Annotated in this window: 24 protein-coding genes and 2 pseudogenes; 18 read left to right on the top strand and 8 right to left on the bottom strand. The window is 57.9% G+C overall.

Annotated features, from left to right (window positions below):
- The first annotated feature begins 80 nt into the window (after positions 1-80).
- Positions 81-467, top strand: coding sequence for a hypothetical protein (locus ACT3IC_RS07240; protein ID WP_159340461.1), 387 nt, complete (start codon positions 81-83; stop codon positions 465-467).
- Between the two features lie 9 nt (positions 468-476).
- Positions 477-911, top strand: coding sequence for a hypothetical protein (locus ACT3IC_RS07235; RefSeq protein ID WP_159340462.1), 435 nt, complete (start codon positions 477-479; stop codon positions 909-911).
- Between the two features lie 145 nt (positions 912-1,056).
- Here ACT3IC_RS07235 and ACT3IC_RS07230 read toward each other — a convergent pair whose 3' ends face one another.
- Positions 1,057-1,473, bottom strand: coding sequence for a PIN domain-containing protein (locus ACT3IC_RS07230; protein WP_103178020.1), 417 nt, complete (start codon positions 1,471-1,473; stop codon positions 1,057-1,059).
- Positions 1,470-1,700 carry a type II toxin-antitoxin system VapB family antitoxin gene (gene vapB / locus ACT3IC_RS07225; RefSeq protein ID WP_021314452.1) on the bottom strand — a complete coding sequence of 77 codons (231 nt, stop codon included), beginning with the start codon at positions 1,698-1,700 and terminating at the stop codon, positions 1,470-1,472. Before vapB ends, ACT3IC_RS07230 begins: the two co-directional genes overlap by 4 nt.
- Positions 1,701-1,810: 110 nt before the next feature.
- Between vapB and ACT3IC_RS07220 the strand changes: the two are divergent.
- Positions 1,811-2,040, top strand: a pseudogene (locus ACT3IC_RS07220) (IS3 family transposase); the annotation flags it as partial.
- A gap of 572 nt (positions 2,041-2,612) precedes the next feature.
- Here ACT3IC_RS07220 and ACT3IC_RS07215 read toward each other — a convergent pair.
- Positions 2,613-3,128, bottom strand: a complete 516-nt coding sequence (locus tag ACT3IC_RS07215; RefSeq protein WP_032664851.1) for a hypothetical protein — start codon at positions 3,126-3,128, stop codon at positions 2,613-2,615.
- A gap of 145 nt (positions 3,129-3,273) precedes the next feature.
- Between ACT3IC_RS07215 and ACT3IC_RS07210 the strand changes: the two are divergent.
- From ACT3IC_RS07210 to ACT3IC_RS07145, 14 genes and pseudogenes are all read left to right on the top strand, one after another.
- Positions 3,274-4,320 (top strand): annotated as a pseudogene (locus ACT3IC_RS07210) (arsenic transporter); the annotation flags it as partial.
- Positions 4,321-4,332: 12 nt separating this feature from the next.
- A complete protein-coding gene (gene arsC, locus ACT3IC_RS07205) occupies positions 4,333-4,758 on the top strand; it encodes a glutaredoxin-dependent arsenate reductase (protein ID WP_103178021.1) in 426 nt (141 codons plus the stop codon).
- A gap of 466 nt (positions 4,759-5,224) precedes the next feature.
- Complete coding sequence (locus ACT3IC_RS07200) at positions 5,225-5,563, top strand: glycine dehydrogenase (protein WP_103178022.1); 339 nt, start codon at positions 5,225-5,227, stop codon at positions 5,561-5,563.
- Positions 5,564-5,573: 10 nt separating this feature from the next.
- Positions 5,574-5,936 (top strand): SFCGS family glycine-rich protein, encoded by a 363-nt coding sequence (locus ACT3IC_RS07195; RefSeq protein WP_006179053.1) that lies wholly within the window; start codon positions 5,574-5,576, stop codon positions 5,934-5,936.
- Between the two features lie 2 nt (positions 5,937-5,938).
- Positions 5,939-6,238, top strand: coding sequence for a DUF4312 family protein (locus tag ACT3IC_RS07190; protein ID WP_006810338.1), 300 nt, complete (start codon positions 5,939-5,941; stop codon positions 6,236-6,238).
- Positions 6,239-6,260: 22 nt separating this feature from the next.
- Positions 6,261-7,037 carry a DUF4311 domain-containing protein gene (locus tag ACT3IC_RS07185; protein ID WP_039030609.1) on the top strand — a complete coding sequence of 259 codons (777 nt, stop codon included), beginning with the start codon at positions 6,261-6,263 and terminating at the stop codon, positions 7,035-7,037.
- A 13-nt stretch (positions 7,038-7,050) separates the two neighbouring features.
- Positions 7,051-7,692 (top strand): DUF4310 family protein, encoded by a 642-nt coding sequence (locus tag ACT3IC_RS07180; protein ID WP_103178023.1) that lies wholly within the window; start codon positions 7,051-7,053, stop codon positions 7,690-7,692.
- Positions 7,693-7,734: 42 nt separating this feature from the next.
- Complete coding sequence (locus ACT3IC_RS07175; protein ID WP_159340186.1) at positions 7,735-8,868, top strand: amidohydrolase/deacetylase family metallohydrolase; 1,134 nt, start codon at positions 7,735-7,737, stop codon at positions 8,866-8,868.
- Entirely contained in the window at positions 8,852-9,970 is a 1,119-nt protein-coding gene (locus ACT3IC_RS07170) for a DgaE family pyridoxal phosphate-dependent ammonia lyase (RefSeq protein WP_159340185.1), read from the top strand. The genes ACT3IC_RS07175 and ACT3IC_RS07170 overlap by 17 nt, the downstream gene beginning before the upstream one ends.
- The gene (dagF, locus tag ACT3IC_RS07165) at positions 9,967-10,707 is read left to right on the top strand and encodes a 2-dehydro-3-deoxy-phosphogluconate aldolase (protein ID WP_103178026.1); all 741 of its coding nucleotides are present in this window, start codon (positions 9,967-9,969) and stop codon (positions 10,705-10,707) included. The genes ACT3IC_RS07170 and dagF overlap by 4 nt, the downstream gene beginning before the upstream one ends.
- A gap of 54 nt (positions 10,708-10,761) precedes the next feature.
- Positions 10,762-11,898, top strand: a complete 1,137-nt coding sequence (locus ACT3IC_RS07160) for a lactonase family protein (RefSeq protein ID WP_325941315.1) — start codon at positions 10,762-10,764, stop codon at positions 11,896-11,898.
- 19 nt (positions 11,899-11,917) lie between these two features.
- Positions 11,918-13,828 (top strand): BglG family transcription antiterminator, encoded by a 1,911-nt coding sequence (locus tag ACT3IC_RS07155; protein ID WP_473476948.1) that lies wholly within the window; start codon positions 11,918-11,920, stop codon positions 13,826-13,828.
- A gap of 77 nt (positions 13,829-13,905) precedes the next feature.
- Positions 13,906-14,148: a type II toxin-antitoxin system RelB/DinJ family antitoxin gene (locus ACT3IC_RS07150; RefSeq protein ID WP_103178029.1), complete on the top strand. Its 243-nt coding sequence runs from the start codon at positions 13,906-13,908 to the stop codon at positions 14,146-14,148.
- Positions 14,138-14,422: a type II toxin-antitoxin system RelE family toxin gene (locus tag ACT3IC_RS07145; protein ID WP_103178030.1), complete on the top strand. Its 285-nt coding sequence runs from the start codon at positions 14,138-14,140 to the stop codon at positions 14,420-14,422. Before ACT3IC_RS07150 ends, ACT3IC_RS07145 begins: the two co-directional genes overlap by 11 nt.
- Positions 14,423-14,425: 3 nt before the next feature.
- On the opposite strand, the gene nrdG is transcribed toward ACT3IC_RS07145, so the two are convergent.
- The 5 genes from nrdG to treR form a co-directional block, all read right to left on the bottom strand.
- Positions 14,426-14,890, bottom strand: coding sequence for an anaerobic ribonucleoside-triphosphate reductase-activating protein (gene nrdG / locus ACT3IC_RS07140; protein WP_180210231.1), 465 nt, complete (start codon positions 14,888-14,890; stop codon positions 14,426-14,428).
- A 106-nt stretch (positions 14,891-14,996) separates the two neighbouring features.
- Positions 14,997-17,135 (bottom strand): anaerobic ribonucleoside-triphosphate reductase, encoded by a 2,139-nt coding sequence (nrdD, locus tag ACT3IC_RS07135; protein ID WP_473476943.1) that lies wholly within the window; start codon positions 17,133-17,135, stop codon positions 14,997-14,999.
- Positions 17,136-17,505: 370 nt separating this feature from the next.
- Positions 17,506-19,161 (bottom strand): alpha,alpha-phosphotrehalase, encoded by a 1,656-nt coding sequence (gene treC / locus ACT3IC_RS07130; protein WP_159340181.1) that lies wholly within the window; start codon positions 19,159-19,161, stop codon positions 17,506-17,508.
- A 50-nt stretch (positions 19,162-19,211) separates the two neighbouring features.
- Complete coding sequence (gene treB / locus ACT3IC_RS07125; RefSeq protein ID WP_473478890.1) at positions 19,212-20,630, bottom strand: PTS trehalose transporter subunit IIBC; 1,419 nt, start codon at positions 20,628-20,630, stop codon at positions 19,212-19,214.
- Positions 20,631-20,759: 129 nt separating this feature from the next.
- Positions 20,760-21,707, bottom strand: coding sequence for a trehalose operon repressor TreR (gene treR, locus ACT3IC_RS07120; protein ID WP_159340180.1), 948 nt, complete (start codon positions 21,705-21,707; stop codon positions 20,760-20,762).
- Positions 21,708-22,095: 388 nt separating this feature from the next.
- Here treR and mgtA point away from each other — a divergent pair, with 388 nt between their 5' ends.
- Complete coding sequence (gene mgtA / locus ACT3IC_RS07115) at positions 22,096-24,798, top strand: magnesium-translocating P-type ATPase (RefSeq protein WP_159340179.1); 2,703 nt, start codon at positions 22,096-22,098, stop codon at positions 24,796-24,798.
- Positions 24,799-24,809 lie beyond the last annotated feature (11 nt).

Genomic DNA, 24,809 nt, shown 5'->3' with positions numbered 1-24,809 from the left:
CTGACTTTTTGGGAATGGCTGTCAATGGCTCACAAATACGATCAGAGTCATTAGGACGCTGTATCAAGTGGAAAGACTACATGATTAAAGTGATCACACCCGCCGCGCTGTTGGTGGCTTTTGCCCTGACTGGCTGCACCGCACCGCAGGAAGATACGCCGATCTCGCAGCTGAATCAGTTTCGTGAAATCCGCACCCTCTATAACGGTGCTTATCTGCGCTGTCATGAAAAGGTGCGCGAGAAGTATTACTCCCGGCTTGTTGGTGACAAACTTGTGGAAGGTGCAGAGCGCGAGGCCGTTTCACATGCGTACTACGCTGAGCGCCGCGTTTGCACTGACAATTACAACCGCAAGATGCAATCCCTTGTTGATGCTCAATCACCGGAAGTTAAGGCGTATTTCGAGCAGCGCCAGACTGAGCAGCACAACCAAATTATTGCTATTGAAAAAGAAGCTAACCGCTAAGGCCTGACTATGAAAAAAATGATTTTATCGACGCTGGTACTGGCAGTTATCGCAGCTGCACCAGTCCACGCTATTAATGCCAAGTACCGCGAGCAACTGGAGCGCTCAGGCTGCACCCAGATGAACGCCGGATCCACCTGCGATATCAATAAAACCCCGGCCCAGAATGCCGCAGCGGAGAAAAAGAGCAAGGACTTCACCAAATTCAAAGGCACTTACTCGGTGTTTGCCGCGAACGGCCAGCGTCTCGGTAATCGGGTCATTGTCGTTAAGCCGCGCGAGGTTCGTTACAAAGGTCAACTGGTAGAGCTTCCGCGCGTGATTAATGGCGTGCTGTTGTTCAGTGTCGACCTGACGCAATACTCAATCGCGGGTACACGCGGAAGCGAACTGGGTACCTGGCTGGATGACCGCACTAATACTGGCGGCACCATTGGCCATTAATCATGAATCAGTATCCTGAGATGCATATATTTGTTTATTGGTGGATTATGCGTTTGTGATTGTTCGGTTGCTGTATAATGAAAAATCTGAATGTCAGCTTCTGGCACAAAGCGGACATTACAGTTTTTCAGGGCTCTTTCTGCCGTCAGTTAGCCCAGTCTTCCAGAACCAGGCCAGGCACACGCTCAAACTCTCGCACGTTGTTCGTCACCAGCACGGCGCCGGCGGCGATGGCATGCCCGGCGATCGCCGTATCGTTCGGACCGATTGGCGTCCCGGCCGCAGTCAGTGCTGCCTTAATCTCCGTAGTTGCGTCCACCGCGGCGCGGTCCCAGGCGAGGATTGCATCAAGGCGGGCGCAGAATGCTTCGACAAGCATGCCGTGGCGGGGGGATGCCTTTTTTCCGATTGCACCGAAACGCATTTCGGCATAGGTAATGGCCGAAACCACGATTCGGTTATTCCGCAGCACTGCCTGCTCCAGCCGTTTAATGACAGCTTCGGGCTGCTCACGCATGATGAACGAGCAAATGTTGGTGTCCAGCATATAGGTCTTGATCACAGGTCAAACCTTCCTTCATCGCTGACGACGTCCCCACGCTCGGCCATAAAGTCCGAATCGGCTTTTTCGAGCTGAGTAAACGAACCCCATGTTGGGCGAACGGGACGAAGGATGATGCTGTCACCTTCCCGGACGATCTCCAGTTCGCTAACTCCCTCAAAATCCAGGTCACGGGGCAGACGAATGGCGCGATTATTGCCATTTTTGAAAATCGATACGGTTCTCATAATATTTCTCCTGATTGGCTGTCTTTTAAGCATATGCTAAGTATATGCAGAGGTGAAGCATATGTATAGATGTGGCATCTTCTGAGTTATGAGGTGTGCATATATGAGACACGCAAAGCACGTCCCGCAAAGGAAACTGTCTGGAGAATGCCTGCGCTGAGTGTTTTTCGGGACGTTAAAATCAGAATGCTTCTACATCCGTAAACTCAACGATGTTGACTAGCTGAAGGTCATTCTTGAGGATTACATTCGGTACTACAACACGCGACGAATCAGCCTTAAATTTAACGGCCTCAGCCCGGTTGAATACCTCCTGAAGACCTACCCGCTGCGGCTTTAGCCACGTTATCCTGATTTCACCTAGACGGTCTGATGTTGGCAAGGGCATTACGAGGCCTGACGGCCCTCAGCAGTATTGATACCAGCCCTGTTGTTGCGGGGCGTTTCTGATGTTCCGGACACGGCCAGGCTGAAATGAACAGCATTCAAAATGAGCAAAAAGTGCTTCTCGTAAAAAATTTACAAATCTTTTTTGCAGGAAAACATGCCTCTAATTCGCAACAGGAAGCCCGGAGAGCGATTCTTCGTTACGCATAAGGCCAATTGTGTTTCAACAGTAAAAACTGTTTCTGAGGCCTTTGGTTGCGAATAGTGGGCTATTAACGCGTATTCCCGTAACGCTGAAAAGTCATGAATAGCTATGAATAGCAGTGACCTTGCAGGTAAACGTCAGGTTTATTACTATTCAGGCATCGATACTGACCGGAACCACTCAACACTGGTATGTTGATGGGGTATTGATGTCGGAGAGTAATCTCCCCCAGCCTAAGAGCGGGATATCCAAAGACACAGACCGGAACCCAACAAGAGTGGATAACATCGATGATCTACTCTGGTGAAAAGGCGCTGATATCAGCGCCTTTTTGCTTTTCTGGACGTGTAAACCGTCTGTCCATTCAGTCGCAGATGTGCGACATATGCAAATTTCATGGGCCTACTCTTTGGTATGGAGTGTCGTCCCCACTGATTGACTTCATAAGCTGATACAACATAAAGCTTTAAGCCGTTCGGGTGACCGTTGTCCTTACGCAAGTCAAAGAAGATCGCATAGTCATTAACCTCCATATAATGATACATCTCATTGTTTCCCTTATTGATATGGGGAACAACGTAGGAGGTCAGCAGATTTGTTGAAAGCATCTGCGGCAGGTTAAGGCTGGCAGCATATCTGTCAGCACAGAAAAATCGATCCGGTGGAATTTCCGGTCCGTTTCCTTTCTGGTCAGAAAAGACATGATTGCTGTAGTTGATTGTTATCTGTACGGGGTCAGGGATATTGGCGATTTCTGCCATAAACGTCAAAGGCGCGAGGTGCTTCATACAGTAGCTTTTTCCATTAAAGGAAAGATTTTTATGTGCGCCTTTCACTGTTATCCCTTACGAATCCAATGGAGCGGGAATTGTATCACAACCCCATGCGGGGCAGATGCGCCCGAGATGTAAAAGATGTGCATAGAGTACGCGCATGGCCGGCCTCACTGGCTGGTATCCTGAAGAGGCCAACCATGGTTACTATGTCTCCCGCTGGGGTAACGGACGTGGCCGCCTGCTGTTCACCTGGATAGTCTTGCTCGGTGCCGCTGTCGCTGCGTTGTTTGCCAATGACGGCACCGCGCTGATCCTGACGCCGATTGTGATTGCGATGCTGCTCGCACTGGGGTTCAGCCAGGGCACGACACTGGCCTTTGTCATGGCCGCAGGATTTATTGCAGATACGGCCAGCCTGCCACTCATTGTGTCTAACCTGGTTAATATCGTCTCGGCGGACTTCTTCGGTCTGGGCTTTACGCAGTACGCCTCCGTTATGATCCCCGTGGATGCGGCAGCGATTGCGGCCACGCTGACCATGCTGCATCTCTTCTTCCGCAGGGATATTCCGGCAACGTATGACGTTTCGCTGCTGAAGACGCCTGCCAGCGCGATCAAGGATCCGGCAACCTTCAGGGCGGGCTGGATTGTCCTGTTATTGCTGCTTGTCGGTTTCTTTGTTCTGGAGCCGCTGGGGATCCCGGTCAGTGCGATAGCGGCGGCTGGAGCAGCAGTGCTGTTTGTGGTGGCGAAAAGAGGCCATGCCATCAACACCGGGAAAGTCCTGCGCGGTGCGCCATGGCAGATCGTTATTTTCTCGCTGGGCATGTATCTCGTGGTCTATGGCCTGCGCAATGCAGGGCTCACGGAGTACCTGTCTGGCGTGCTGAATCTGCTGGCAGACAAGGGGTTATGGGCAGCGACGTTCGGCACCGGCTTCCTGACGGCATTTCTCTCATCAGTGATGAATAATATGCCGACGGTGCTGATTGGTGCGCTGTCGATTGACGGGAGTACGGCGACTGGCGTAGTGAAAGAGGCAATGATTTATGCCAATGTGATTGGCTGCGATTTAGGCCCGAAAATCACCCCGATTGGCAGTCTGGCAACCCTGCTGTGGCTGCATGTGCTTGCCCAGAAAAATATGACGATCACCTGGGGATATTATTTCCGTACCGGCATTGTCATGACTGTGCCGGTGCTGTTTGTCACTCTGGCCGCGCTGGCGTGGCGGCTCTCTGTCACTTTGTAATGAGATACTGATATGAGCAACATTACCATCTATCACAACCCGGCCTGTGGCACTTCACGCAACACGCTGGAGATGATCCGTAACAGCGGCAACGAACCGACGATAATTTATTATCTTGATACGCCCCCGACCCGCGATGAGCTTATTAAACTTATTTCAGATATGGGAATTACGGTACGTGCATTGCTGCGTAAGAATGTTGAGCGTTATGAGCAACTGGGACTTGCAGAAGACAGGTTTACCGATGAGCAATTGATAGAATTAATGCTGCAGCATCCAATTCTTATCAACCGGCCAATTGTTGTCACACCTGCAGTAACGCGCCTGTGCAGACCTTCAGAGGTGGTGCTGGAAATTATTCCGGAACCTCAGCAGGGTGCATTCACGAAAGAAGATGGCGAAAAGGTTATTGATGAAGCAGGGAAGCGGGTGAAGTAATAAGCAACGAAATGGATAATTCGATTGTGGAACACGTTATTTAGCTTTAACAGCAAACAAAAAAGAGCCCATGTATTCCATGGACTCTTTCTGAGATGCCTCGATTATTCTGTCCAACTTTTGGGGGTCAGTACAAGGCGGGGCTTTCCACTTCCCGTCCCATGCATGAGACGGTCAGTCTCAAGCACCCACGGCCACTCTAACGAACCCTCATAAGAAAACCTTATCCAGCTCACACTTCTACGAGTCTGCTCGTAAACTTTTTCACTTCTGCAATGCCCCTTTTCCCGCTCAGGAGCGTGATATTCATCACGTTAGGCCAGCGGAAAATCGTTATTCAGCGCAATTATGTGGCACAGATCACTGGTGCCGCTCTCCTTTCCACTTCGAAGTGGAAAACAACTCGCTACAAACCCCTGACACCCGGCGTTAGTTTTATCCCAGAGCCAATAACGGGGTAAGACGAGTGATTAACGGAACGGTAATAAACGACACTGGAGACCAGGCGGCGCAAACTGAACAGTTGGCCGACACCATGCTCAGGCAGACTTTCGCCCTGCTTAGTCATCACCACATTATCCCCAATGCCGTTCAGGAGCAGATGCTGACCTCCCACGTTCGTGCCATGGCGCACCGGTCGGTAACCGGCGAGCCGTTGCCGGAGGTCGAGGCTGACCTGTTTGACGAAATTTCACCAGAATCCATGCGGCTTGCCCGTGAAGTGGTGGCGCAGTTTGGCAATCTTCCTGATGAAGAAGCCTGGCTGCTCTCCGTTCACTTCGAAGTCGCCAAAGACAACCTTTAAGGAGCACATCATGGAACAAATTACAGTGGTCATCGGCGATCGCCTGGGTAAAGGCCAGAAGGTTGCAGCAGGCGTTGAAAAAGCGGGTGGCCGCGCGGTCGTAGTACCGGGCATGGCGGCAGATATGAAGCTGGGCGACGTGATGAAGGCGGAGAACGCCACCTTCGGTATCTCCTTCTGCGGCAGCGGCGGCGCGGGTGCTATCACCGCCCAGACCAAATATGGCTATAAAGCGAAGTACGGCATGCGCTCGGTCGATGAAGGCGTTACCGCCATCAACGAAGGCTGCAACGTGCTCGGCTTTGGCTTTATGGATAAAGAAGAGCTGGGCGAGCGTCTGGTTCAGGCGTGGCAGAAGAAGCACGGCGCATAAGCATGAAAGAACAGTTCACCACCACGGTGAGAGTGAAGGGCAAAGGCGACGCCAAAGCGCGCGCCTTTGCCGACGCGCTGAACCATGTTCAGGCCGCGGTGATGAAAGCATCGCCGCATATCTTACTGCGTATTGAGCCACAGGATGTGCAGGTTGTTCAGGCGCAAGAAGCGGTGCGTAAAGAGGCGTTTCTGTTCTTCTTTTTGCGCCGGGAAAGACGCACCTACAGCGTGGAGCTGGACGTGACCGTCAACGTGACTGCCATCAATCTGGACCAGGTGGACTTTGTCACGCAACGCTGATTCTTACTAATAGGGCAGACGAATGTTCCTGATAATTTTAATAAAATCGCTCATCATCGGCGGCCTGGTTGGCGTCGGCGTTGGGGCCGGGGCTGCACGCATGTTTCATGCGCCTACCACACAGGGTATGGGCGCGTTTCGTACGTTGGGGGAGCTGAACTCCTGCGAGGGGGATCCCGCGTCCCACTTCTCCTTTGGGTTAGGCTTCTTCTTTAACGCCTGGGCCTCGTCGGTTGCGGCGGGTTCCTTCACCCAGGACGTTGACCACCGCATCATCCCGAACTGGGGTGCCGCAGCGCTGATGATCAAAAACCGCAACGTCGGCGAGACGCTGCACGATCCCCGCAAAATGGCGATCGCCTGCGGCGTGATCGGCATGATTGTCGTCACCTTCCTGAACCTCACCGCCTCCTCCGTTCCGGCTGCGTTGCAGGTCACCGCCGTTAAGGTGCTGGTACCGGCGGCAAACCTGCTGGTCAACACCGTGATGCCGGTGATCTTCTGGCTGGCGGCCATCGACGCGGGTAAAAAATCGGGCTTCTGGGCCACCGTCTTTGGCGGCGCGGCGCAGTTGATTATGGGTAACGCCGTGCCGGGTCTGGTGCTGGGGATCCTGATCGGTAAAGGGGTGGAAGAGAGCGGCTGGAACCACGTCACCAAAGTGATGATGGCGGCCATCGTTCTGCTCTTCGTGCTGAGCGGCTTCTTCCGCGGCTTCGACATGAAGATGATCGAATCCTTCCATCTGACCGTGCCGAACTGGCTCGACATGATCCACAACTCGCTCAGCGGCAAGTAACAGGAGCCTCTAAATGGAACAGAATAAAGGTTTTTGGTATGCCGACTGGTCGTTCCCGATCTTTGTTGGCCTGCTCTCCTCCGGCGTCTTCGCCGGGACGCACATGTACTACCTCTACGGCATCGGCGCCTTTAACGAAGTGGCCTTCGTGGCGATGCTGAAAGCGGGCATCGATACCGGTGCCTACGGCGCGGTGGCGGCGTTCGGCGCCAGCTTCCTGTTCGCCCGTATTATCGAAGGCTCCCTGGTGGGGATTCTGGATATCGGCGGGGCGATCCAGACCGGCGTCGGCTTAGGCGTGCCGGCGCTGCTGCTGGGGGCGGGCATCATGTTCCCGGTGACCAACTTTATCGCCTCGCTGGCAACCGGCCTGGTGATTGGCCTGGCGATTGGCTACGTCATCATCCTGGCGCGTAAATTCACCATCAATCAGAGCAACTCCACCTATGGGGCAGACGTGATGATGGGCGCGGGTAACGCCTCCGGCCGCTTCCTCGGGCCGTTGATTATCCTCAGCGCGATGACCGCCTCGATCCCGATCGGCATCGGTTCCCTGCTGGGCGCGCTGCTGTTCTATATCTGGCAGAAGCCGATTACCGGTGGCGCCATCCTCGGCGCAATGCTTTTGGGCTGGCTGTTCCCGGTCGCCCTTTAATACCCGCGGGCGCTCCGGCGCCCGTCTTCTCAGGAGAACCCCATGTTTGATTTACTCCTGCGCCGTGCGCGCCTCACCGACGATACCCTGACCGATATCGCCATTCAGGACGGGAAGATCGCGGCGGTTGGCGACATCACCGACCCCGCACAGCACACCGTTGAGCTCAACGGTGACACCTGGGTCAGCGCAGGCTGGATTGACTCCCACGTTCACTGCTACCCGAACTCGCCGATTTATCACGACGAGCCGGACAGTGTCGGCATCGCCACCGGCGTCACCACCGTGGTGGATGCGGGCAGCACCGGGGCGAACGACGTGGACGATTTCTACGCCATCACCCGCAAGGCCACAACCGAGGTCTTTGCCCTGCTGAACATCTCCCGCGTGGGGCTGATTGCCCAGAACGAGCTGGCGAACATGGCCAATATCGACGCCGACGCGGTGAAGCAGGCGGTGAAGCGCCACCCTGATTTTATCGTCGGCCTGAAAGCGCGCATGAGCAGCAGCGTGGTGGGCGAGAATGGCATTACGCCGCTGGAACGTGCGAAGGCCATCCAGAGAGAGAACGGCGATCTGCCGCTGATGGTGCACATTGGCAACAACCCGCCAAATCTCGACGAAATCGCCGAACTGCTGAGTTCAGGCGACATCATCACCCACTGCTACAACGGCAAACCGAACCGCATTCTGACCCCCTCCGGGGAGCTGCGCGCCTCCATCACCTCCGCCCTGAAGCGCGGCGTGCGCCTCGACGTGGGCCACGGCACCGCGAGCTTCAGCTTTGAGGTGGCAAAACGCGCCATCGCGATGGGCATTCTGCCGCACACCATCAGCTCGGATATCTACTGCCGCAACCGCCTTAACGGCCCGGTCGGCTCGCTGGCGAGCGTAATGTCAAAATTCCTCGCCATCGGCATGTCGCTGCCGCAGGTGATTGAGTGCGTCACCGCCAACGCCGCCGACGGCCTGCGCCTGACGCGCAAAGGCCGCATTCAGCCGGGTCTCGACGCCGACCTGACGCTCTTCACCCTTAAGCGCCAGCCAACGCTGCTGGTGGATGCCGAAAACGACAGCCTGCAGGCTGAACACATTCTGGTGCCGCTTGCCGCGATCCGCGCGGGCAAGGGCTACATGACCGAACAAGGGAGCACGGAACATGCCTTCAATTTTTGAGAAATACAATTTAAAACAGGTGATTAACACCTCCGGGCGCATGACGGCGCTCGGCGTCTCCACCCCGCGCCCGGAAGTGGTGCAGGCGGCAATGGCGGGGATGAACCAGTACTTCGAGATGAAGGATCTGGTGAACAAAACCGGCGAATACATCGCGAAGCTGCTGGATGTGGAAGGGGCAACCGTCGTCTCCTGCGCCTCGGCGGGCATCGCCCAGTCGGTGGCGGCGGTGCTGGTAAAGGATAGCGACTGGCTGCTGGAGAACCTCCACGTTACCCCGATTGAGAACAATGAGATCGTCCTGCCGAAAGGCCACAACGTCAACTTTGGCGCCCCGGTGGGCACCATGGTGGCGCTGGGCGGCGGCAAGCTAGTGGAAGCGGGCTACGCCAACGAATGTTCCGCCGATCAGCTGGCGGCGGCGATCACCCCGCGCACCGCGGCGATCCTTTACATCAAATCGCACCACTGCGTGCAGAAGAGCATGCTCAGCGTGGAGCAGGCGGCAGTGGTGGCGCGTAAACACGACCTGCCGCTGATCGTCGATGCCGCAGCGGAAGAGGATCTGCACACTTACTATCGCGCCGGGGCCTCTCTTGTTATCTACAGCGGCGCGAAGGCGATCGAAGGGCCAACCAGCGGGCTGGTGATTGGCAGAACCCAGTATGTGGAGTGGGTCAAACGCCAGACGGCGGGCATTGGCCGGGCGATGAAGGTGGGTAAAGAGGGCATTCTGGGCCTCACCTGCGCCATCGAACACTACCTGACGGCGACCAAAGAGAGCGGGGCGGAGATGGTGGCGAAGATGACGCCGTTTATCGACGCCCTCAACACCCTGAACGGCGTGACCGCCCGCGTGGTGTGGGACAGCGCGGGCCGCGATATCGCCCGCACCGAGATTAAGTTCGACGAAGCCACCACCGGCGTCGGCACCGGCGATCTGGTGCACGCGCTGAAGCAGGGCGAATACGCCATCTACTTCCGCGGCTATAAAGCGAACGAAGGGATTATCGAAGCGGACGTGCGCAGCGTCACCGTTGACCAGCTCAACATTGTCTATCGCCGCATCAGCGAAGTATTAGGCCAGGAGAAAACCGCATGAAACTGACCCCCAACTTTTACCGCGACCGCGTCTGCCTGAATGTGCTGGCCGGCTCGAAAGCCAACGCCAGCGCTATCTACGAAGCCGCAGAGGGTCATGTGCTGGTGGGCGTGCTCTCCAAAAACTACCCGGACGTGGCAAGCGCGGTGGCGGATATGCGCGAGTACGCTCAGCTTATCGATAACGCCCTCTCCGTAGGGCTGGGAGCAGGTGACCCTAACCAGTCGGCGATGGTGAGCGAGATCGCCCGTCAGGTGCAGCCGCAGCACGTCAACCAGGTCTTTACCGGCGTGGCGACCAGCCGCGCGCTGCTGGGGCAGAGCGAGTCCGTGGTCAACGGCCTGGTCTCCCCCACCGGCACCGTCGGGATGGTCAAGATCTCCACCGGCCCGCTGAGCAGCGCGGCACCAGATGGGATCGTCCCGGTGGAAACGGCCATTGCCCTGCTGAAAGATTTCGGCGGCAGCTCAATCAAATACTTCCCGATGGGCGGCCTGAAGTGCCGGGACGAATACCAGGCGGTGGCGGAAGCCTGCGCCCGTCACGACTTCTGGCTGGAGCCGACCGGGGGAATCGATCTGGACAACTTTGAGGCGATCCTGCAGATCGCTCTCGATGCAGGCGTGAGCAAGATCATCCCGCATATCTACAGCTCGATTATCGACAAAGCCAGCGGGGATACGCGTCCGGAAGATGTGCGTACGCTGCTGGAGATGACGAAAAAACAGGTTAAGTAGTCCCTCACCCTAACCCTCTCCCGCCGGGGGAGGGATACACGATCAGGAGCCACCATGCATACCCGTAACCTGCTTGTCGCTTCACTCTCAATGCTTGCCACCGCCGCTGTCGCCCAGACGCAGTACGCCTGGGTGGGGACCTACAACCCCAACGGCGAAGGGCTCTACCGCTTTACCGTCGATCCGCAATCCGGCGCGCTCGCCAACAAAACGCTGGTGAGTAAACTGCCGAACGCTGCGCAGTTAACCGCCTCCCACGACGGCAAAACGCTCTATCTGGCAAGCGAAGTGGAGCAGGGGGTGGTGCAGGCGCTGCGGGTGGGCGATAACGGCGAGCTGAGCGAACTGAATCAGGTGGCCTCCGGCGGTGCGGGACCGGTCTATCTCTCGCTGACGCCGAACGGCAAGCACCTGCTGGTGGCCAACTATGTCAGCGGCTCCATTGCGGTGCTGCCGATCAACGCTGACGGCAGCCTGGGTAATGCCACGGATACCCACCAGGATCAAGGCGAACCGGGTGCCGCGAAACCCCAAGCCGCCGTAGAGGGCAGTTTTGCCATCAGCGATCACAATGGCCCCCATGCGCACATGATCGCCGCCGATCCGAGCGGAAAGTACGTCTTTTCCACCGATCTGGGGCTGGATCGTATCTACCAGTACCGTTTTGACGATCGCACCGGGAAGCTCACCCCGAACGATCCGCCGTTTATCAGCGCCTCTTCGAAAGGGGCCGGACCGCGCCATTTCGTCTTTACGCCAAAAGGTGATGCCCTGTGGCTGATTAACGAAGAGGCGTCTACGCTGACCCATTATGCCGTAGAGGCCAACGGCACGCTGAAAGAGGGCAAGAGTGTCTCTGCGCTGCCAGCCGGCTACAAGGGCACCAGTTTTGCCGCCGGGCTGGCGTTAAGTGGTGATGGTAAACAGTTGTATGTTGCTAACCGTTTGCATAACAGCATCGGCCACTTTACCGTAACGGCGGAGGGTACGCTGACGCATCAGGACGATGTCTGGACGCGTGGCGATTACCCGCGCACCCTGACGCTCGATAAACAGGGGCGCTGGCTCTATGTCATGAACCAGCGCAGCGACAACATCACCCGGTTTCGCGTGGCGCAGGACGGCAAGCTGAGCGTCGAGCCAGACTATACCCCGGTCGGCAGCCCATCCCAGATGGTCATTTCACCCTAAGCTGTAAGAGGACAACCCCGTGCGATTTCCCAACCAACGTTTAGCGCAACTGTTCGAGATGTTGCAAAACGAGACGCTGCCGCAGGACGAACTGGCGCAACGGTTGTCGGTCTCCACGCGTACCGTCCGGGCTGATATCACCGCGCTGAACGCGCTGCTGGCGGGGAACGGGGCGCAGTTTATCCTCAGCCGCGGTAACGGCTATCAACTGAAAATTGACGATCCGGCGCGCTATCAGCTGTTGCAGGCTTCGCATCCGCGGACGTTGCGTATTCCGCGCACCGGCCCCGAGCGGGTGCACTACCTGGTGGTGCGCTTTCTCACCTCGGCATTCTCCCTCAAGCTGGAGGATCTGGCCGACGAGTGGTTTGTCAGCCGCGCCACGCTACAGAGCGATATGGCGGAGGTGCGCGAGTGGTTTCATCGCTATCGCCTGACCCTGGAGACCCGCCCGCGTCACGGCATGAAGCTGTTTGGCAGCGAGATGGCGATCCGCGCATGCCTCACCGATCTGCTGTGGCAGCTGGCGCAGCAGGACAACCTTAATCCGCTGGTGACGGAAGTGGCACTCAATGCCGGCGTGCCGGAGCAGCTCGCCGCCGTCCTGCATGAGACCTTTACCCGTCACCATATCCGTCTGACTGATGAGGGGGAGCTGTTTTTACGGCTCTACGGCGCGGTAACGGTGCGACGCATCAGCGAAGGCTATCCGCTGCCGGAGTTTAACGCCGAAGAGGTGGCCGAGAACGTGCGCGACGCCGCGCGGGATATCGCCAGCGCCATCGCCCGGCTGGCCGATAAAACGCTGTCTCCCTCGGAGGTGACCTGGCTGGGGGTGCATATCGCCGCCCGTCAGGTGCAGGAGATCTCACCCAGCGCCATCAACGCCGATGATGAAGAGGCGCTGGTGAACTACATCCTGGGCTATATCAACACCCACTATAACTACAACCTCCTCGCGGACGCTCAGCTCCACGCGGATCTGCTGACCCACATTAAAACCATGATCACCCGGGTGCGCTACCAGATCATGATCCCCAATCCGCTGCTGGATAACATCAAGCAGCACTATCCGATGGCGTGGGACATGACCCTCGCGGCGGTCTCGAGCTGGGGCAAGTACACCCCGTATGCGATCAGCGAAAACGAGATTGGCTTCCTGGTGCTGCATATCGGCGTCGGCCTGGAGCGCCACTACAACATTGGCTATCAGCGCCAGCCGCGGGTGATGCTGGTGTGCGACGCGGGCAACGCGATGGTGCGGATGATCGAGGCCGTTTTGCAGCGCAAGTATCCGCAAATCGAGGTGACGCGTGTGCTGACGTTGCGGGAGTATGAGCAGTGCGAGAACATCAGCGAAGATTTCGTCATCTCCACCGCGCGGATCGGCGAAAAAGCCAAGCCGGTGGTGATGATCGCCCCGTTCCCGACCGACTATCAGCTCGAGCAGATCGGCAAGCTGGTGCTGGTGGACAGAACGCGCCCCTGGATGCTGGAAAAGTACTTTGATGCCAGCCACTTCCGCGTGATCAATGAACCCATCGATCAGCAGACGCTGTTTCGTGAGCTGTGCGGCCAGCTACAGGAGGAGGGGTTTGTAGATGCAGAGTTTCTCGACTCGGTGGTGGAGCGTGAGGCCATCGTCAGCACCCTGCTCGGTGACGGTATCGCCCTGCCGCACTCCCTCGGTTTGCTGGCGCAAAAAACCGTGGTCTACACCGTGCTGGCCCCGCAGGGAATTCAGTGGGGGGATGAAACCGCGCACGTCATCTTCCTGCTGGCGATCAGTAAAAGCGAGTATGAAGAGGCGATGGCCATCTACGATATCTTCGTCACCTTCCTGCGCGAACGGGCGATGACGCGGCTCTGTCAATGTCACGACTTCGCGGAGTTTAAAACCGTGGCGATGGAGAGTTTGAGCCGGTTTTGAGAGGCGCTATCCAGAATTCGATGTAATGCGAATGTAATGCTAAACTGCATTACAGATTCGTTTTTACCGGAGGCATAATGGCCACGCTTAACGTCCGTCTGGATGACAAACTCAAAAACGAGGCATATGCCGTGCTGGAAAAACTGAACATTACCCCGACGGAAGCCGTTCGGCTTCTGTTCCAGTATGTCGCGGAAAATGGCCGCATGCCGGTCAAAACCGTGACGGTAAGTGACAGCGAAGATGAACTGATCAGGACGGTCAGGGAACGGCTGGCGAATCCGCAAAAAGGGATCAAGGTTAGTCTGGATGACCTATGAGCTGGAATTCGATCCACGTGCGCTAAAGGAGTGGCAGAAACTGGGTGATACGGTTAAGAGTCAGTTTAAGAAGAAGCTGGCAGTCGTCCTGTCAAACCCGCGAAGAGAGTCTGCCAGGCTACATGGCTTACCGGACTGCTACAAAATTAAACTCAGTTCGTCCGGTTATCGGCTGGTATATCAGGTCAGGGATAAGGTCATTACGGTATTTGTGGTCGCAGTGGGAAAACGCGAAAAATCAGCCGTCTATCACGACGCAAATCAACGGCTTTAAGACTCAACGCAGATGATGCACCACCTGGTTACTGCTGCCGCGCCAGATCAGCATCGGATCTTTCAGATCCTGCACAAATTTGCCGTCGATCAGCACGTTGATCAGATCCACCACCTGCATCTGCTCCTCGTTCAGTTCGTCCAGCTTATAACCCGTCCACACCCAGATATCTTTGCCCGGGCACTCGGCGCGAATGCGCTGCACCAGCTTCAGGATATCCGGCACGTTTTGCGGGTGCAGCGGATCGCCGCCGGATAACGAAATCCCCTGGCGTTTGATGCGCGTGTCGTTGAGATCGTCGATGATCCGCTGCTCCATCTCCGCGGTAAACGGCATGCCGGAATTCAGTCGCCAGGTGCTTTTGTTGTAGCAGCCGGGGCATTCATGAACGCAGCCGGAGACAAACAGCGTGCAGCGGGTGCCAGGGCCGTTGACGATGTCGACAGGATAATATTGATGATACTTCATAGCGTATAACCACGCCGGGTGTCGCGTAGCGATCCCGGCCTACAGTGTGAATGCGAATTGTAGGCCCGGATCGCTGCGCGCCACCGGGCATAAATCTGGCAGAGGGTTACCCGATCTGCCCATACCCTAAATGCTTCACCCGGCGCTTCACCTCTTCCTGCTTGCCGGCGTTGAACGGACGGGCGTCCGGGCTGCCGAGGTAGCCGCACACGCGGCGGGTCACGGAGACGCGGGCGGCGTCGTGGTTACCGCATTTCGGACAGGTGAAGCCTTTGCTGGTGCACTCGAACTCACCGGTAAAGCCGCACTCGTAGCACTCATCTATTGGCGTGTTGGTGCCGTAATAGGGCACGTGCTGATAGCTGTAATCCCACACGTCTTCCAGCGCCTTCAGGTTGTGCTGAATGTTCGGGTACTCGCCGTAGCAGATGAAGCCGCCGTTGGCGATCGGTGGGTAGGCCGCTTCAAAATCGATCTTGTCGTACGGGTTCACCTTCTTCTCCACGTCGAGGTGGAAGCTGTTGGTGTAGTAGCCCTTATCGGTAACACCTTCCACCACGCCAAACTCGGCGGTATCCAGGCGGCAGAAGCGGTCGCACAGGTTTTCGCTCGGGGTGCTGTAGAGGCTGAAGCCGTAGCCGGTCTCCTCTTTCCAGCGATCCACCGCGTCGCGCAGGCGTTGGACGATAGCGATACCTTTCTCACGCAGGGCTTCGCTGTCGTAGATGTGCTGGTCGCCAAACAGCGCATTGATGGTTTCGTGGATGCCGATATAGCCCAGCGAAATGGAGGCCCGGCCATTCTTGAAGATCTCCGCCACATCATCGTCGGCCTTCAGGCGTACCCCGCAGGCCCCTTCCATATAGAGGATCGGGGCGACGCGGGCTTTGACCCCTTCCAGACGGGCGATACGGGTCATCAGCGCCTTACGCGCCAGCACCAGGCGCTCGTCCAGCAGTTTCCAGAATGTTGCTTCGTTGCCTTTGGCTTCCAGCGCGATGCGCGGCAGGTTCAGGCTGATCACGCCCAGATTGTTACGCCCGTCGTGGATCTGCTCGCCGTTCTCATCTTCGTACACGCCGAGGAAGCTGCGGCAGCCCATGGGGGTTTTGAACGAGCCGGTGACCTTCACCACCTGGTCATAGTTCAGAATGTCCGGATACATGCGCTTGCTCGCGCACTCCAGCGCCAGCTGTTTGATGTCGTAGTTCGGATCGCCAAACTTGTGGTTCAGGCCGTCGCGGATGGCGAACACCAGCTTCGGGAAGACCGCGGTTTTGCGGTTTTTGCCGAGGCCGGAAATGCGGTTGCGCAGAATGGACTGCTGGATCAGGCGCGATTCCCAACTGGTGCCCAGACCAAAGCCAAAGGTGACAAACGGCGTCTGACCGTTAGCGGTGTGCAGGGTGTTCACCTCATATTCCAGCGACTGGAAGGCGTCGTAGCACTCTTTCTCGGTGCGGGAGCGGGCATATCCATCCGCATCCGGGATCTGCCACTCTTCCGCCACCTGGCGATGCTTGTTGAAGCTGGCGGTCACAAACGGGGCCAGCACTTCGTCGATCCGGTTGATGGTGGTGCCGCCATAAATGTGGCTGGCGACCTGGGCGATAATCTGCGCCGTCACTGCGGTGGCGGTGGAGATCGATTTTGGCGGTTCGATCTCGGCGTTGCCCATCTTGAAGCCGTGGGTCAGCATGCCCTTCAGGTCGATCAGCATGCAGTTGAACATCGGGAAGAATGGCGAATAGTCGAGATCGTGATAGTGAATATCCCCGCGCTCATGGGCCTGCACCACGTCGCGTGGCAGCAGGTGCTGACGGGCGTAGTGTTTAGCCACAATACCGGCCAGCAGGTCGCGCTGGGTGGGGATCACTTTGCTGTCTTTGTTGGCATTTTCGTTGAGCAGCGCGGAGTTGGTCTGTTCCACCAGGCCGCGGATCTCCTGGTTCAGGCGGCCGCGTTTTTCACGTTCAATATCACGGTCGTGACGGTATTCAATGTAGGCGCGCGCCAGCTGCTTGTAGGGGCCGGACATCAGCTGGTTTTCCACCGCGGTCTGGATCTCGTTAATGTCGACCTTGCTGCGGCCCATCATCTGGTTGCTGACCACCTCTGCGACGGTGGCGCAGTAATCTGCGTCATCGACTCCCGCTGCTTTAGCTGCACGCAGAATCGCTTCCTGAATGCGCTCTGATTTGAAAGGCACGTTACAGCCATCTCGTTTCATCACATGCGGTGTCATGATCACTCCATTTAAGAACAGGTTATCCACAGAGGCAGGAAAAAGGCGCGGGAGCGTAACTCTCGACGCGTGCGCGATTTCTCCTGATTTCGACCCTTTTTATCCACAATTTTATGTTGTGTGGTTTTCGTGGTCTTGTGGCAATAATAGACCATGGATACAACATCTTGGGTCGGCGAGCATTCTAAGTTCTATATGTAGTGATTTGCATCAAACAAGTTTGCGATTTATTTGATTCAGGACAAGGTAAAAAACGAAGTGTACAGATGACGCGCGATAGAGGATTTGTAAATTTTTCAAGCCAAAACCGGGCTGATTTTCCAGCCATAAAGCGTGCGCCGGGCAACCGTGCGGCGCCCGGCGCAGAAGGTTATGCCTGTAGCCACCAGACCGCTTCAAAGGGTCGCAGGGTCATGGCGCCTGGCTGCGGCGAGACCTCGGCATAGTTGCTCATCACCACCTGCCAGTTGCCGTCCACCGCCTGCGGTTGCCACGGCTGGCAGGCGCGGCTCAGGTTAGCCACCACCATCAGCGTCTGGCCCTGCCACTGACGGCGGTAGCACCACAGCGACGGGTGATCCGCAAGCAGATCCTGATAATCCCCCCAGGTCAGCACCGGCAGGGTTTTACGCAGCGTAATCAGTGCCTGGTAGGTGTAAAACACCGAGTCGGGATCGGCCAGCGCCGCGGCAACGTTGATCGTCTCTGCGTTATCGCCCAGGGCAATCCACGGCTCACCGGTGGTGAAGCCGGCGTTGGGGGAGGCGTCCCACTGCATCGGCGTGCGGCTGTTGTCGCGGGATTTACTCGCGAGGATCGCCAGCAGTTCATCGGCGTCCCGTCCCTGCGCGCGCAGCCCGGCGAACATGTTGTGGCTCTCCACGTCCCGGTAGTCGGTGATGCGGCTGAAGTGCGGGTTGGTCATGCCGATCTCTTCACCCTGATAGATGTAAGGGGTACCCTGCATGCCGTGCAGCACCATCGCCAGCATTTTCGCCGCCGGGACGCGGTACTCTCCCTCATCGCCAAAGCGCGAGACGATGCGCGGCTGATCGTGGTTACACCAGAACAGCGCGTTCCATGCCCGGTTGTGCATCCCCTGCTGCCAGTGGCTGAACAAAGCCTTCAGCGCCACGAAATCGGGCTTCGCCAGCGTCCACTTTTCGCCGTTGGGATAATCCACCTTCAGGTGGTGGAAGTTAAAGGTCATCGACAGCTCACGCCCATCAAGCGCCGCGTACTGCTGGCAGTGCGCCAGGCTGGTGGAGGACATCTCGCCCACCGTCATCAGGTTGCGCGGGGTAAAGACCTCCCGGCTCATCTCCTGCAAAAACGCGTGTATGCGCGGCCCATCGGTGTAGAAGCGGCGGCCATCACCGATCGCATCGTCGGGGAAGTCCTGCTCTTTCGACACCAGGTTAATCACGTCGAGACGCAGGCCGTCCACGCCGCGATCGGCCCAGAACTCGCACACCTTTTTCAACTCGGCGCGCACCTGCGGGTTCTCCCAGTTGAGATCGGCCTGCTCCGGGGCAAAGAGGTGCAGATAGTACTGCTCGCTTTCGGCGTGCCAGCGCCAGGCGTTGCCGCCAAACTTGGAGCGCCAGTTGTTGGGCGTCTGCTCCGGGGTGCCGTCGCGCCAGATATAGAACTCCCGGTACGGGCTGGCTTTATTGAGCGACTCGCGGAACCAGGGGTGCTGGGTGGAGGTATGGTTAAACACCATATCCAGCACGATGCGTATCCCACGCGCATGAGCCTGGGCCACCAGCGCGTCGAAATCATCCAGCGTGCCGTAGGCCGGATCGATGCTGAGGTAGTTTGCCACGTCGTAGCCGTTATCCACCTGGGGGGAGATGTAGAACGGCGTCAGCCAGAGGGCGTCAACGCCGAGGGTTTTGAGGTAATCGAGACGCGACGTCACGCCGCGCAGATCGCCGGTGCCGCGCCCGGTGGTGTCCTGGAAGCTCTTCGGGTAGATCTGATAGATGACGCCGTTTTGCCACCAGTGAGGAAGGGTATTCATAATGCGTTCCTGCAAATGCGAAGGGGCGCGCAACTGCGCCCCGAAGAAGATTAAACCGCCTGCAACGTGCCCTGACGATACTTGCGCTGATAGACAACGGTCGTGAGCGCCATCGGCACGACGATCGCCACGGCCATCGCCAGCGCGAAGACCTGCCAGAAGGCGGTCTGGATGGAGAGGATGCCCGGCAGACCGCCGACGCCGATGCCGTTGGCCATCACGCCGTTCAGGCCGCACAGCAGGCCCGCCAGCCCGGAGCCGATCATCGCGCAGAGCATCGGGAATCGGTATTTCAGGTTGATGCCGTACATCGCCGGTTCGGTGACGCCGAGATAGGCGGAGATGGCTGCCGGCACCGAGATCTCACGTTCGTTATGCTTACGGCTGACGATGATGATGCCGGTTACCGCCGAGGCCTGAGCAATGTTCGACAGGGCAATCAGCGGCCACACCGGGGTGCCGCCGAGGCTCTGGATCATCTGCATATCAATCGCCAGGGTGGTCTGATGCACGCCAGTGATCACCAGCGGGGCATAGAGGAAGCCGAACAGCGCGGCGCCAATCGGGGCGAAGCTGCCGGTCATCAGGTGACGCACCGCGAAGGCTACGCCGTCGCCAATCATGCGGCCAAACGGACCGATAAAGGCGTGGGCGAGGAACACCGCGAGGATCAGGGAGCAGACCGGCACCACCACCAGGTAGAGGTAGTCCGGCACCATGCGCTTAAGACGAGTTTCAATCATCCCCAGCGCCAGGCCGGCGAGCAGGGCCGGGATCACCTGCGCCTGGTAGCCCACTTTGGCGATGGTGAACAGGCCGAAGTTCCACACCTCCGGGACCTGCTGCCCAAGTAAGTAAGCGTTCATTAACTGCGGAGAGACCAGCGTTACGCCCAGTACGATGCCGAGGATTGGCGTACCGCCCATTTTGCGCACCGCCGACCAGCAGATCCCCACCGGCAGGTAGAAGAAGATCGCCTCGCCAATCAGCCACAGGAAGTCATAGATGCTCTGCAACGCCGGGTAGATCTGCGCCAGGGTTTTGCCGCCGCTCATCGGCACATCGCCAATCACGTTACGGAAGCCGAGGATCAAGCCGCCGCTGATCAGCGCCGGCAGCAGCGGGAAGAAAATCTCCGCAAAATGTGAAATGAGCTGTTCATGCCACTTCATATTCTGGCGTGCCGCTTTCTTGGCCTGCTCTTTATCCGCCGATGAATGACCGGTGGTCGCCAGCAGCGCCTTGTAGTAGTCGCCCACCTCGGTGCCGATAACTACCTGGAACTGCCCGGCGTTGGTGAAGCAGCCTTTCACCATCGACAGCTCTTCGATCGCTTTCGGGTTGGCTTTGGCCGGGTCGTTCAGCACAAAACGCAGGCGGGTAATGCAGTGGCTGACTGTGGCGATGTTGTCACGTCCGCCAACCAGCACGATCAGCTGGTCGATATCCGCTTGTTTTACTTTGCTCATCATGAATCCTCATGATACGGGTTCAGGGGAAGGAGATAACTGGCGGCAAGCCTACTCTTTCGTCTTCACAACGGAAATGGGAACGTTCCCGAAACCGGGCGAGGATCACAATAAAGCCTTTTTTGAGGCTCAGGAGAGGATGGCGGGAATAACGATCTGACGCGGTTTGCTGCGGCCGTTGATCTGCTCAATCAGCTGCATGGCAGCCTGGCGACCAGAGTCGGCGTAGCCGGGATCGACAGTGATGATCTCCGGGTGGAGGAACTTCATCAGCGGCGTATTGCCCACGCTCGCCAGTTGCAGGCTATCGATTCGCTGTTCTTGTAAGTACTTACTTGCGCCCAGAGCCAGAGTATCCGTGGCACAGAGCAGGGCGGTAGTCTGTGGGGTCAGCACGTCGGCCACCTTTTCATAACCCTGCTTCATGCCAAGGCCGGGGAGTGCGGCCACGGCGGGGAGCGCGTGCTGTTTACAAAACGCGAGGTAGGCAGCATGACGGCGCTGACCGGTGGTAACGTCGCTGTGCGGCACGCCAAGATAGCTGATATGGCGATGGCCGCTCTCATACAGGCGCTGCATCAGGGTAAGGATCGCCCCTTCGTCGTCATAGCATACGGAGGCAAACCCGCGGGCATCCCGCGCCATCAGCACCAGCGACGGCTTCCAGGGGATAAGCATCTCTTCGCTGATGCCGGTAAAGCCAAACAGCACCACGCCGTCAATGTTGCGGCGTTTCAGCATCCCGAGATGCTCCTCGACCATCTGCGGCGAGAACTTGCTCTCCATCATGATCGGATCGTAACCCTGCTCGTAGAAGACGGGCAGCATGGTCTGTACGGCCAGGTTTTCCGACAGTGAATCCAGACGGGTGACGATGATCGCCACCACTTTGTCGCTCTGTCCACGCATGGCGCGCGCCGAGCGAGACGGGGAGAAGCCGTGCTGATTCATTACCGCCTCGACGCGTTCGCGCGTGCGCTGGCTGACACCACTTTCGTTGTTCAGCACCCGTGAGACGGTGGATTTACCCACGCCGCTCAGACGCGCAATATCTTTAATGGTGAGGCGGTTCTGCATGCTTTATATCCTGTTATGCATCAATGAAATAATCACTAATCCTAAGCCGGGTCCCGGGTTGTGCAATGGGCAATGTCTGGTTTACGTTTGGTTTAATACCCGGGCGTTATCATACCGCCCGAATTGCCGTACGCGGTATGGCTAAAACGCTATAGTGCGCACCGACTTACCTTTTTTTCTTACCGGAGGCTGTATGGATCCCGATCCCACCCCTCTCCCGACAGGGAGATCCCTCTCTCTCCGGTAAGCCTCTTCACTGCCTTACCGGATGCGTAGGGCAGTGGCGTATTCCCGCGTCCCTGCATAACTGATATCGCCGCTCAGGCGTGGCTCTGTCACGTCTGAAGGCAAAACTGCGCCCGTTTTTTGCGGGTGCGGGGGACTTGTTATGTTCAAAAATTTCACACAGCAGCTGTTTATCCGGCTGAGCCGTCACCTGCCGCGCCGTCTGGTGCAGCGCACCCCTATGGCAACCGGCAAAAGCGATGCCGCTATTCCCGCCACCCTTGCCGCCCACTGCCTGCAGGTTGCCGCCATGGATGAGCCCGCCCTGTGGCGGACCTTTGGCAGCCACCCGGAAGGGCTCACTGCCGCCGAGGTTCAGGCTACCCGCGCCCTTCACGGCAAAAATACCCTCCCGGCGCAACAGCCGGCCCGCTGGTGGATACACCTGTGGGCCTGCTACCGCAACCCTTTTAACCTGCTGCTGACGGTGCTGGGAGCGATCTCCTATGCCACCGAAGACCTGTTTGCCGCCGGGGTGATCGCCCTGATGGTGGGCATCTCCACGCTGCTGAACTTTATTCAGGAGGCCCGCTCCACCCGCGCGGCGGATGCCCTGAAGGCGATGGTCAGCAATACCGCCACCGTCCTGCGCACCCTGAACGACAAAGGGGAAAGCGGCTGGCAGGAGATCCCCATTGACCAACTGGTGCCGGGGGATCTGGTTAAGCTGGCGGCCGGGGATATGATCCCGGCAGATTTACGCATTATCCAGGCCCGCGACCTGTTCGTGGCCCAGGCATCGTTGACCGGCGAATCCCTGCCCGTGGAGAAAGTCGCCCACAGCCGCGATCCGCAGCAGAACAACCCGCTGGAGTGCGACACCCTCTGTTTTATGGGCACCACGGTGGTGAGCGGTACGGCGCAGGCGATGGTGATTGCCACCGGGGGCAACACCTGGTTTGGGCAGCTGGCCGGGCGCGTCAGCGAGCAGGAGAGCGAACCCAACGCCTTCCAGCAGGGGATTGGCCGCGTCAGCATGCTGCTGATCCGCTTTATGCTGGCGATGACCCCCATCGTGCTGCTGATTAACGGCTACACCAAAGGCGACTGGTGGGAGGCGGCACTGTTTGCCCTCTCGGTGGCGGTAGGCCTCACCCCGGAGATGCTGCCGATGATTGTCACCTCGACCCTGGCGCGCGGGGCGGTAAAACTCTCGAAGCAGAAGGTGATCGTCAAACACCTCGACGCCATCCAGAACTTTGGCGCCATGGATATCCTCTGCACCGACAAAACCGGCACCCTGACCCAGGACAAGATCGTGCTGGAGCACCACACTGACATCGCAGGCAAGATCTGCGAGCGGGTGCTGGAAACCGCCTGGCTGAACAGCCACTACCAGACCGGGCTGAAAAACCTGCTCGACGTCGCGGTGCTGGAAGGGGTGGATGAAGCCGCCGCCCGCGCCCTTTCATCCCGCTGGCAGAAGGTGGATGAGATCCCCTTCGATTTCGAGCGCCGCCGGATGTCGGTGGTGGTGAGTGAAGAGCAGGGCGTGCATCAGCTGATCTGCAAAGGGGCATTGCAGGAGATCCTCAATGTGACTACCCAGGTGCGGTATCACGGCGAGATTGTCCCGCTGGATGAGACCATGCTGCGACGCATCAAACGCGTCACCGACAACCTGAACCGCCAGGGGCTGCGCGTGGTGGCGGTCGCCAGCAAGCTACTGCCCGCGCGGGAGGGGGACTATCAGCGTATCGATGAATCTGATTTGATCCTCGAAGGGTACATCGCCTTCCTCGATCCGCCGAAAGAGACCACCGCACCGGCGTTAAAGGCGCTGAAAGAGAGCGGCATCACGGTGAAAATTCTCACCGGCGACAGCGAGCTGGTGGCGGCGAAAGTGTGCCGCGACGTCGGGCTGGATGCGGGTGAGGTGGTGACTGGCGGCGATATCGAACACCTTAGTGACGACGCGCTGGCTCTGCTGGCCCAACGCACTACGCTCTTTGCCCGCCTGACCCCAATGCACAAAGAGCGCATTGTCACCCTGCTGAAGCGCGAGGGGCATGTGGTGGGCTTTATGGGCGACGGCATTAACGATGCGCCCGCGCTGCGTGCCGCGGATATCGGCATCTCGGTCGACGGGGCGGTGGACATCGCCCGGGAGGCGGCGGATATCATTCTGCTGGAGAAGAGCCTGATGGTGCTGGAGGAGGGAGTGATCGAAGGCCGCCGCACCTTCGCCAACATGCTCAAGTACATCAAAATGACCGCCAGCTCCAACTTTGGCAACGTCTTCAGCGTGCTGGTGGCGAGCGCGTTTCTGCCGTTCCTGCCGATGCTGCCGCTGCATCTGCTGATCCAGAACCTGATGTACGACATCTCCCAGGTGGCGATCCCGTTTGATAACGTTGACGACGATCAGATCCAGAAGCCGCAGCGCTGGGAGCCGGCAGAACTGGGCCGTTTTATGCTCTTTTTTGGCCCGATCAGCTCCATCTTCGACATCCTGACCTTCTGCCTGATGTGGTTTGTGTTCCACGCTAACACCCCGGAACAGCAGACCCTGTTCCAGTCCGGCTGGTTCGTGGTGGGGCTGCTGTCGCAAACGCTGATTGTGCATATGATCCGCACCCGGCGTATCCCGTTCCTCCAGAGCCGCGCCGCCTGGCCGCTGATCGTGATGACGGGGATTGTGATGGTGCTCGGTATCGCGCTGCCGTTCTCGGGGCTTGCGGGCTATCTGCAACTGCAGGCGCTGCCGCTCAGCTACTTCCCATGGCTGGTGGCGATCCTCGCCGGGTATATGACGCTGACGCAGCTGGTGAAAGGGTTCTATAGCCGCCGGTACGGGTGGCAGTGATTTTTGCCGGG

It is taken from the genome of Leclercia sp. GHBNCSD, assembly GCF_055805075.1.
The sequence above is the reverse complement of the archived record's forward strand: the minus strand, read 5'-3'. Positions and strand labels throughout refer to the sequence as shown.

Coding starts and splice junctions, on each gene's coding strand:
- ACT3IC_RS07240 (WP_159340461.1), top strand. CDS start 81: ATGATTAAAGTGATCACACCCGCCGCGCTGTTGGTGGCTTTTGCCCTG.
- ACT3IC_RS07235 (WP_159340462.1), top strand. CDS start 477: ATGAAAAAAATGATTTTATCGACGCTGGTACTGGCAGTTATCGCAGCT.
- vapB (WP_021314452.1), bottom strand. CDS start 1,700: ATGAGAACCGTATCGATTTTCAAAAATGGCAATAATCGCGCCATTCGT.
- arsC (WP_103178021.1), top strand. CDS start 4,333: ATGAGCAACATTACCATCTATCACAACCCGGCCTGTGGCACTTCACGC.
- ACT3IC_RS07195 (WP_006179053.1), top strand. CDS start 5,574: ATGGAACAAATTACAGTGGTCATCGGCGATCGCCTGGGTAAAGGCCAG.
- ACT3IC_RS07190 (WP_006810338.1), top strand. CDS start 5,939: ATGAAAGAACAGTTCACCACCACGGTGAGAGTGAAGGGCAAAGGCGAC.
- ACT3IC_RS07185 (WP_039030609.1), top strand. CDS start 6,261: ATGTTCCTGATAATTTTAATAAAATCGCTCATCATCGGCGGCCTGGTT.
- ACT3IC_RS07180 (WP_103178023.1), top strand. CDS start 7,051: ATGGAACAGAATAAAGGTTTTTGGTATGCCGACTGGTCGTTCCCGATC.
- ACT3IC_RS07175 (WP_159340186.1), top strand. CDS start 7,735: ATGTTTGATTTACTCCTGCGCCGTGCGCGCCTCACCGACGATACCCTG.
- ACT3IC_RS07170 (WP_159340185.1), top strand. CDS start 8,852: ATGCCTTCAATTTTTGAGAAATACAATTTAAAACAGGTGATTAACACC.
- dagF (WP_103178026.1), top strand. CDS start 9,967: ATGAAACTGACCCCCAACTTTTACCGCGACCGCGTCTGCCTGAATGTG.
- ACT3IC_RS07160 (WP_325941315.1), top strand. CDS start 10,762: ATGCATACCCGTAACCTGCTTGTCGCTTCACTCTCAATGCTTGCCACC.
- ACT3IC_RS07150 (WP_103178029.1), top strand. CDS start 13,906: ATGGCCACGCTTAACGTCCGTCTGGATGACAAACTCAAAAACGAGGCA.
- ACT3IC_RS07145 (WP_103178030.1), top strand. CDS start 14,138: ATGACCTATGAGCTGGAATTCGATCCACGTGCGCTAAAGGAGTGGCAG.
- nrdG (WP_180210231.1), bottom strand. CDS start 14,890: ATGAAGTATCATCAATATTATCCTGTCGACATCGTCAACGGCCCTGGC.
- nrdD (WP_473476943.1), bottom strand. CDS start 17,135: ATGACACCGCATGTGATGAAACGAGATGGCTGTAACGTGCCTTTCAAA.
- treC (WP_159340181.1), bottom strand. CDS start 19,161: ATGAATACCCTTCCTCACTGGTGGCAAAACGGCGTCATCTATCAGATC.
- treB (WP_473478890.1), bottom strand. CDS start 20,630: ATGAGCAAAGTAAAACAAGCGGATATCGACCAGCTGATCGTGCTGGTT.
- treR (WP_159340180.1), bottom strand. CDS start 21,707: ATGCAGAACCGCCTCACCATTAAAGATATTGCGCGTCTGAGCGGCGTG.
- mgtA (WP_159340179.1), top strand. CDS start 22,096: ATGTTCAAAAATTTCACACAGCAGCTGTTTATCCGGCTGAGCCGTCAC.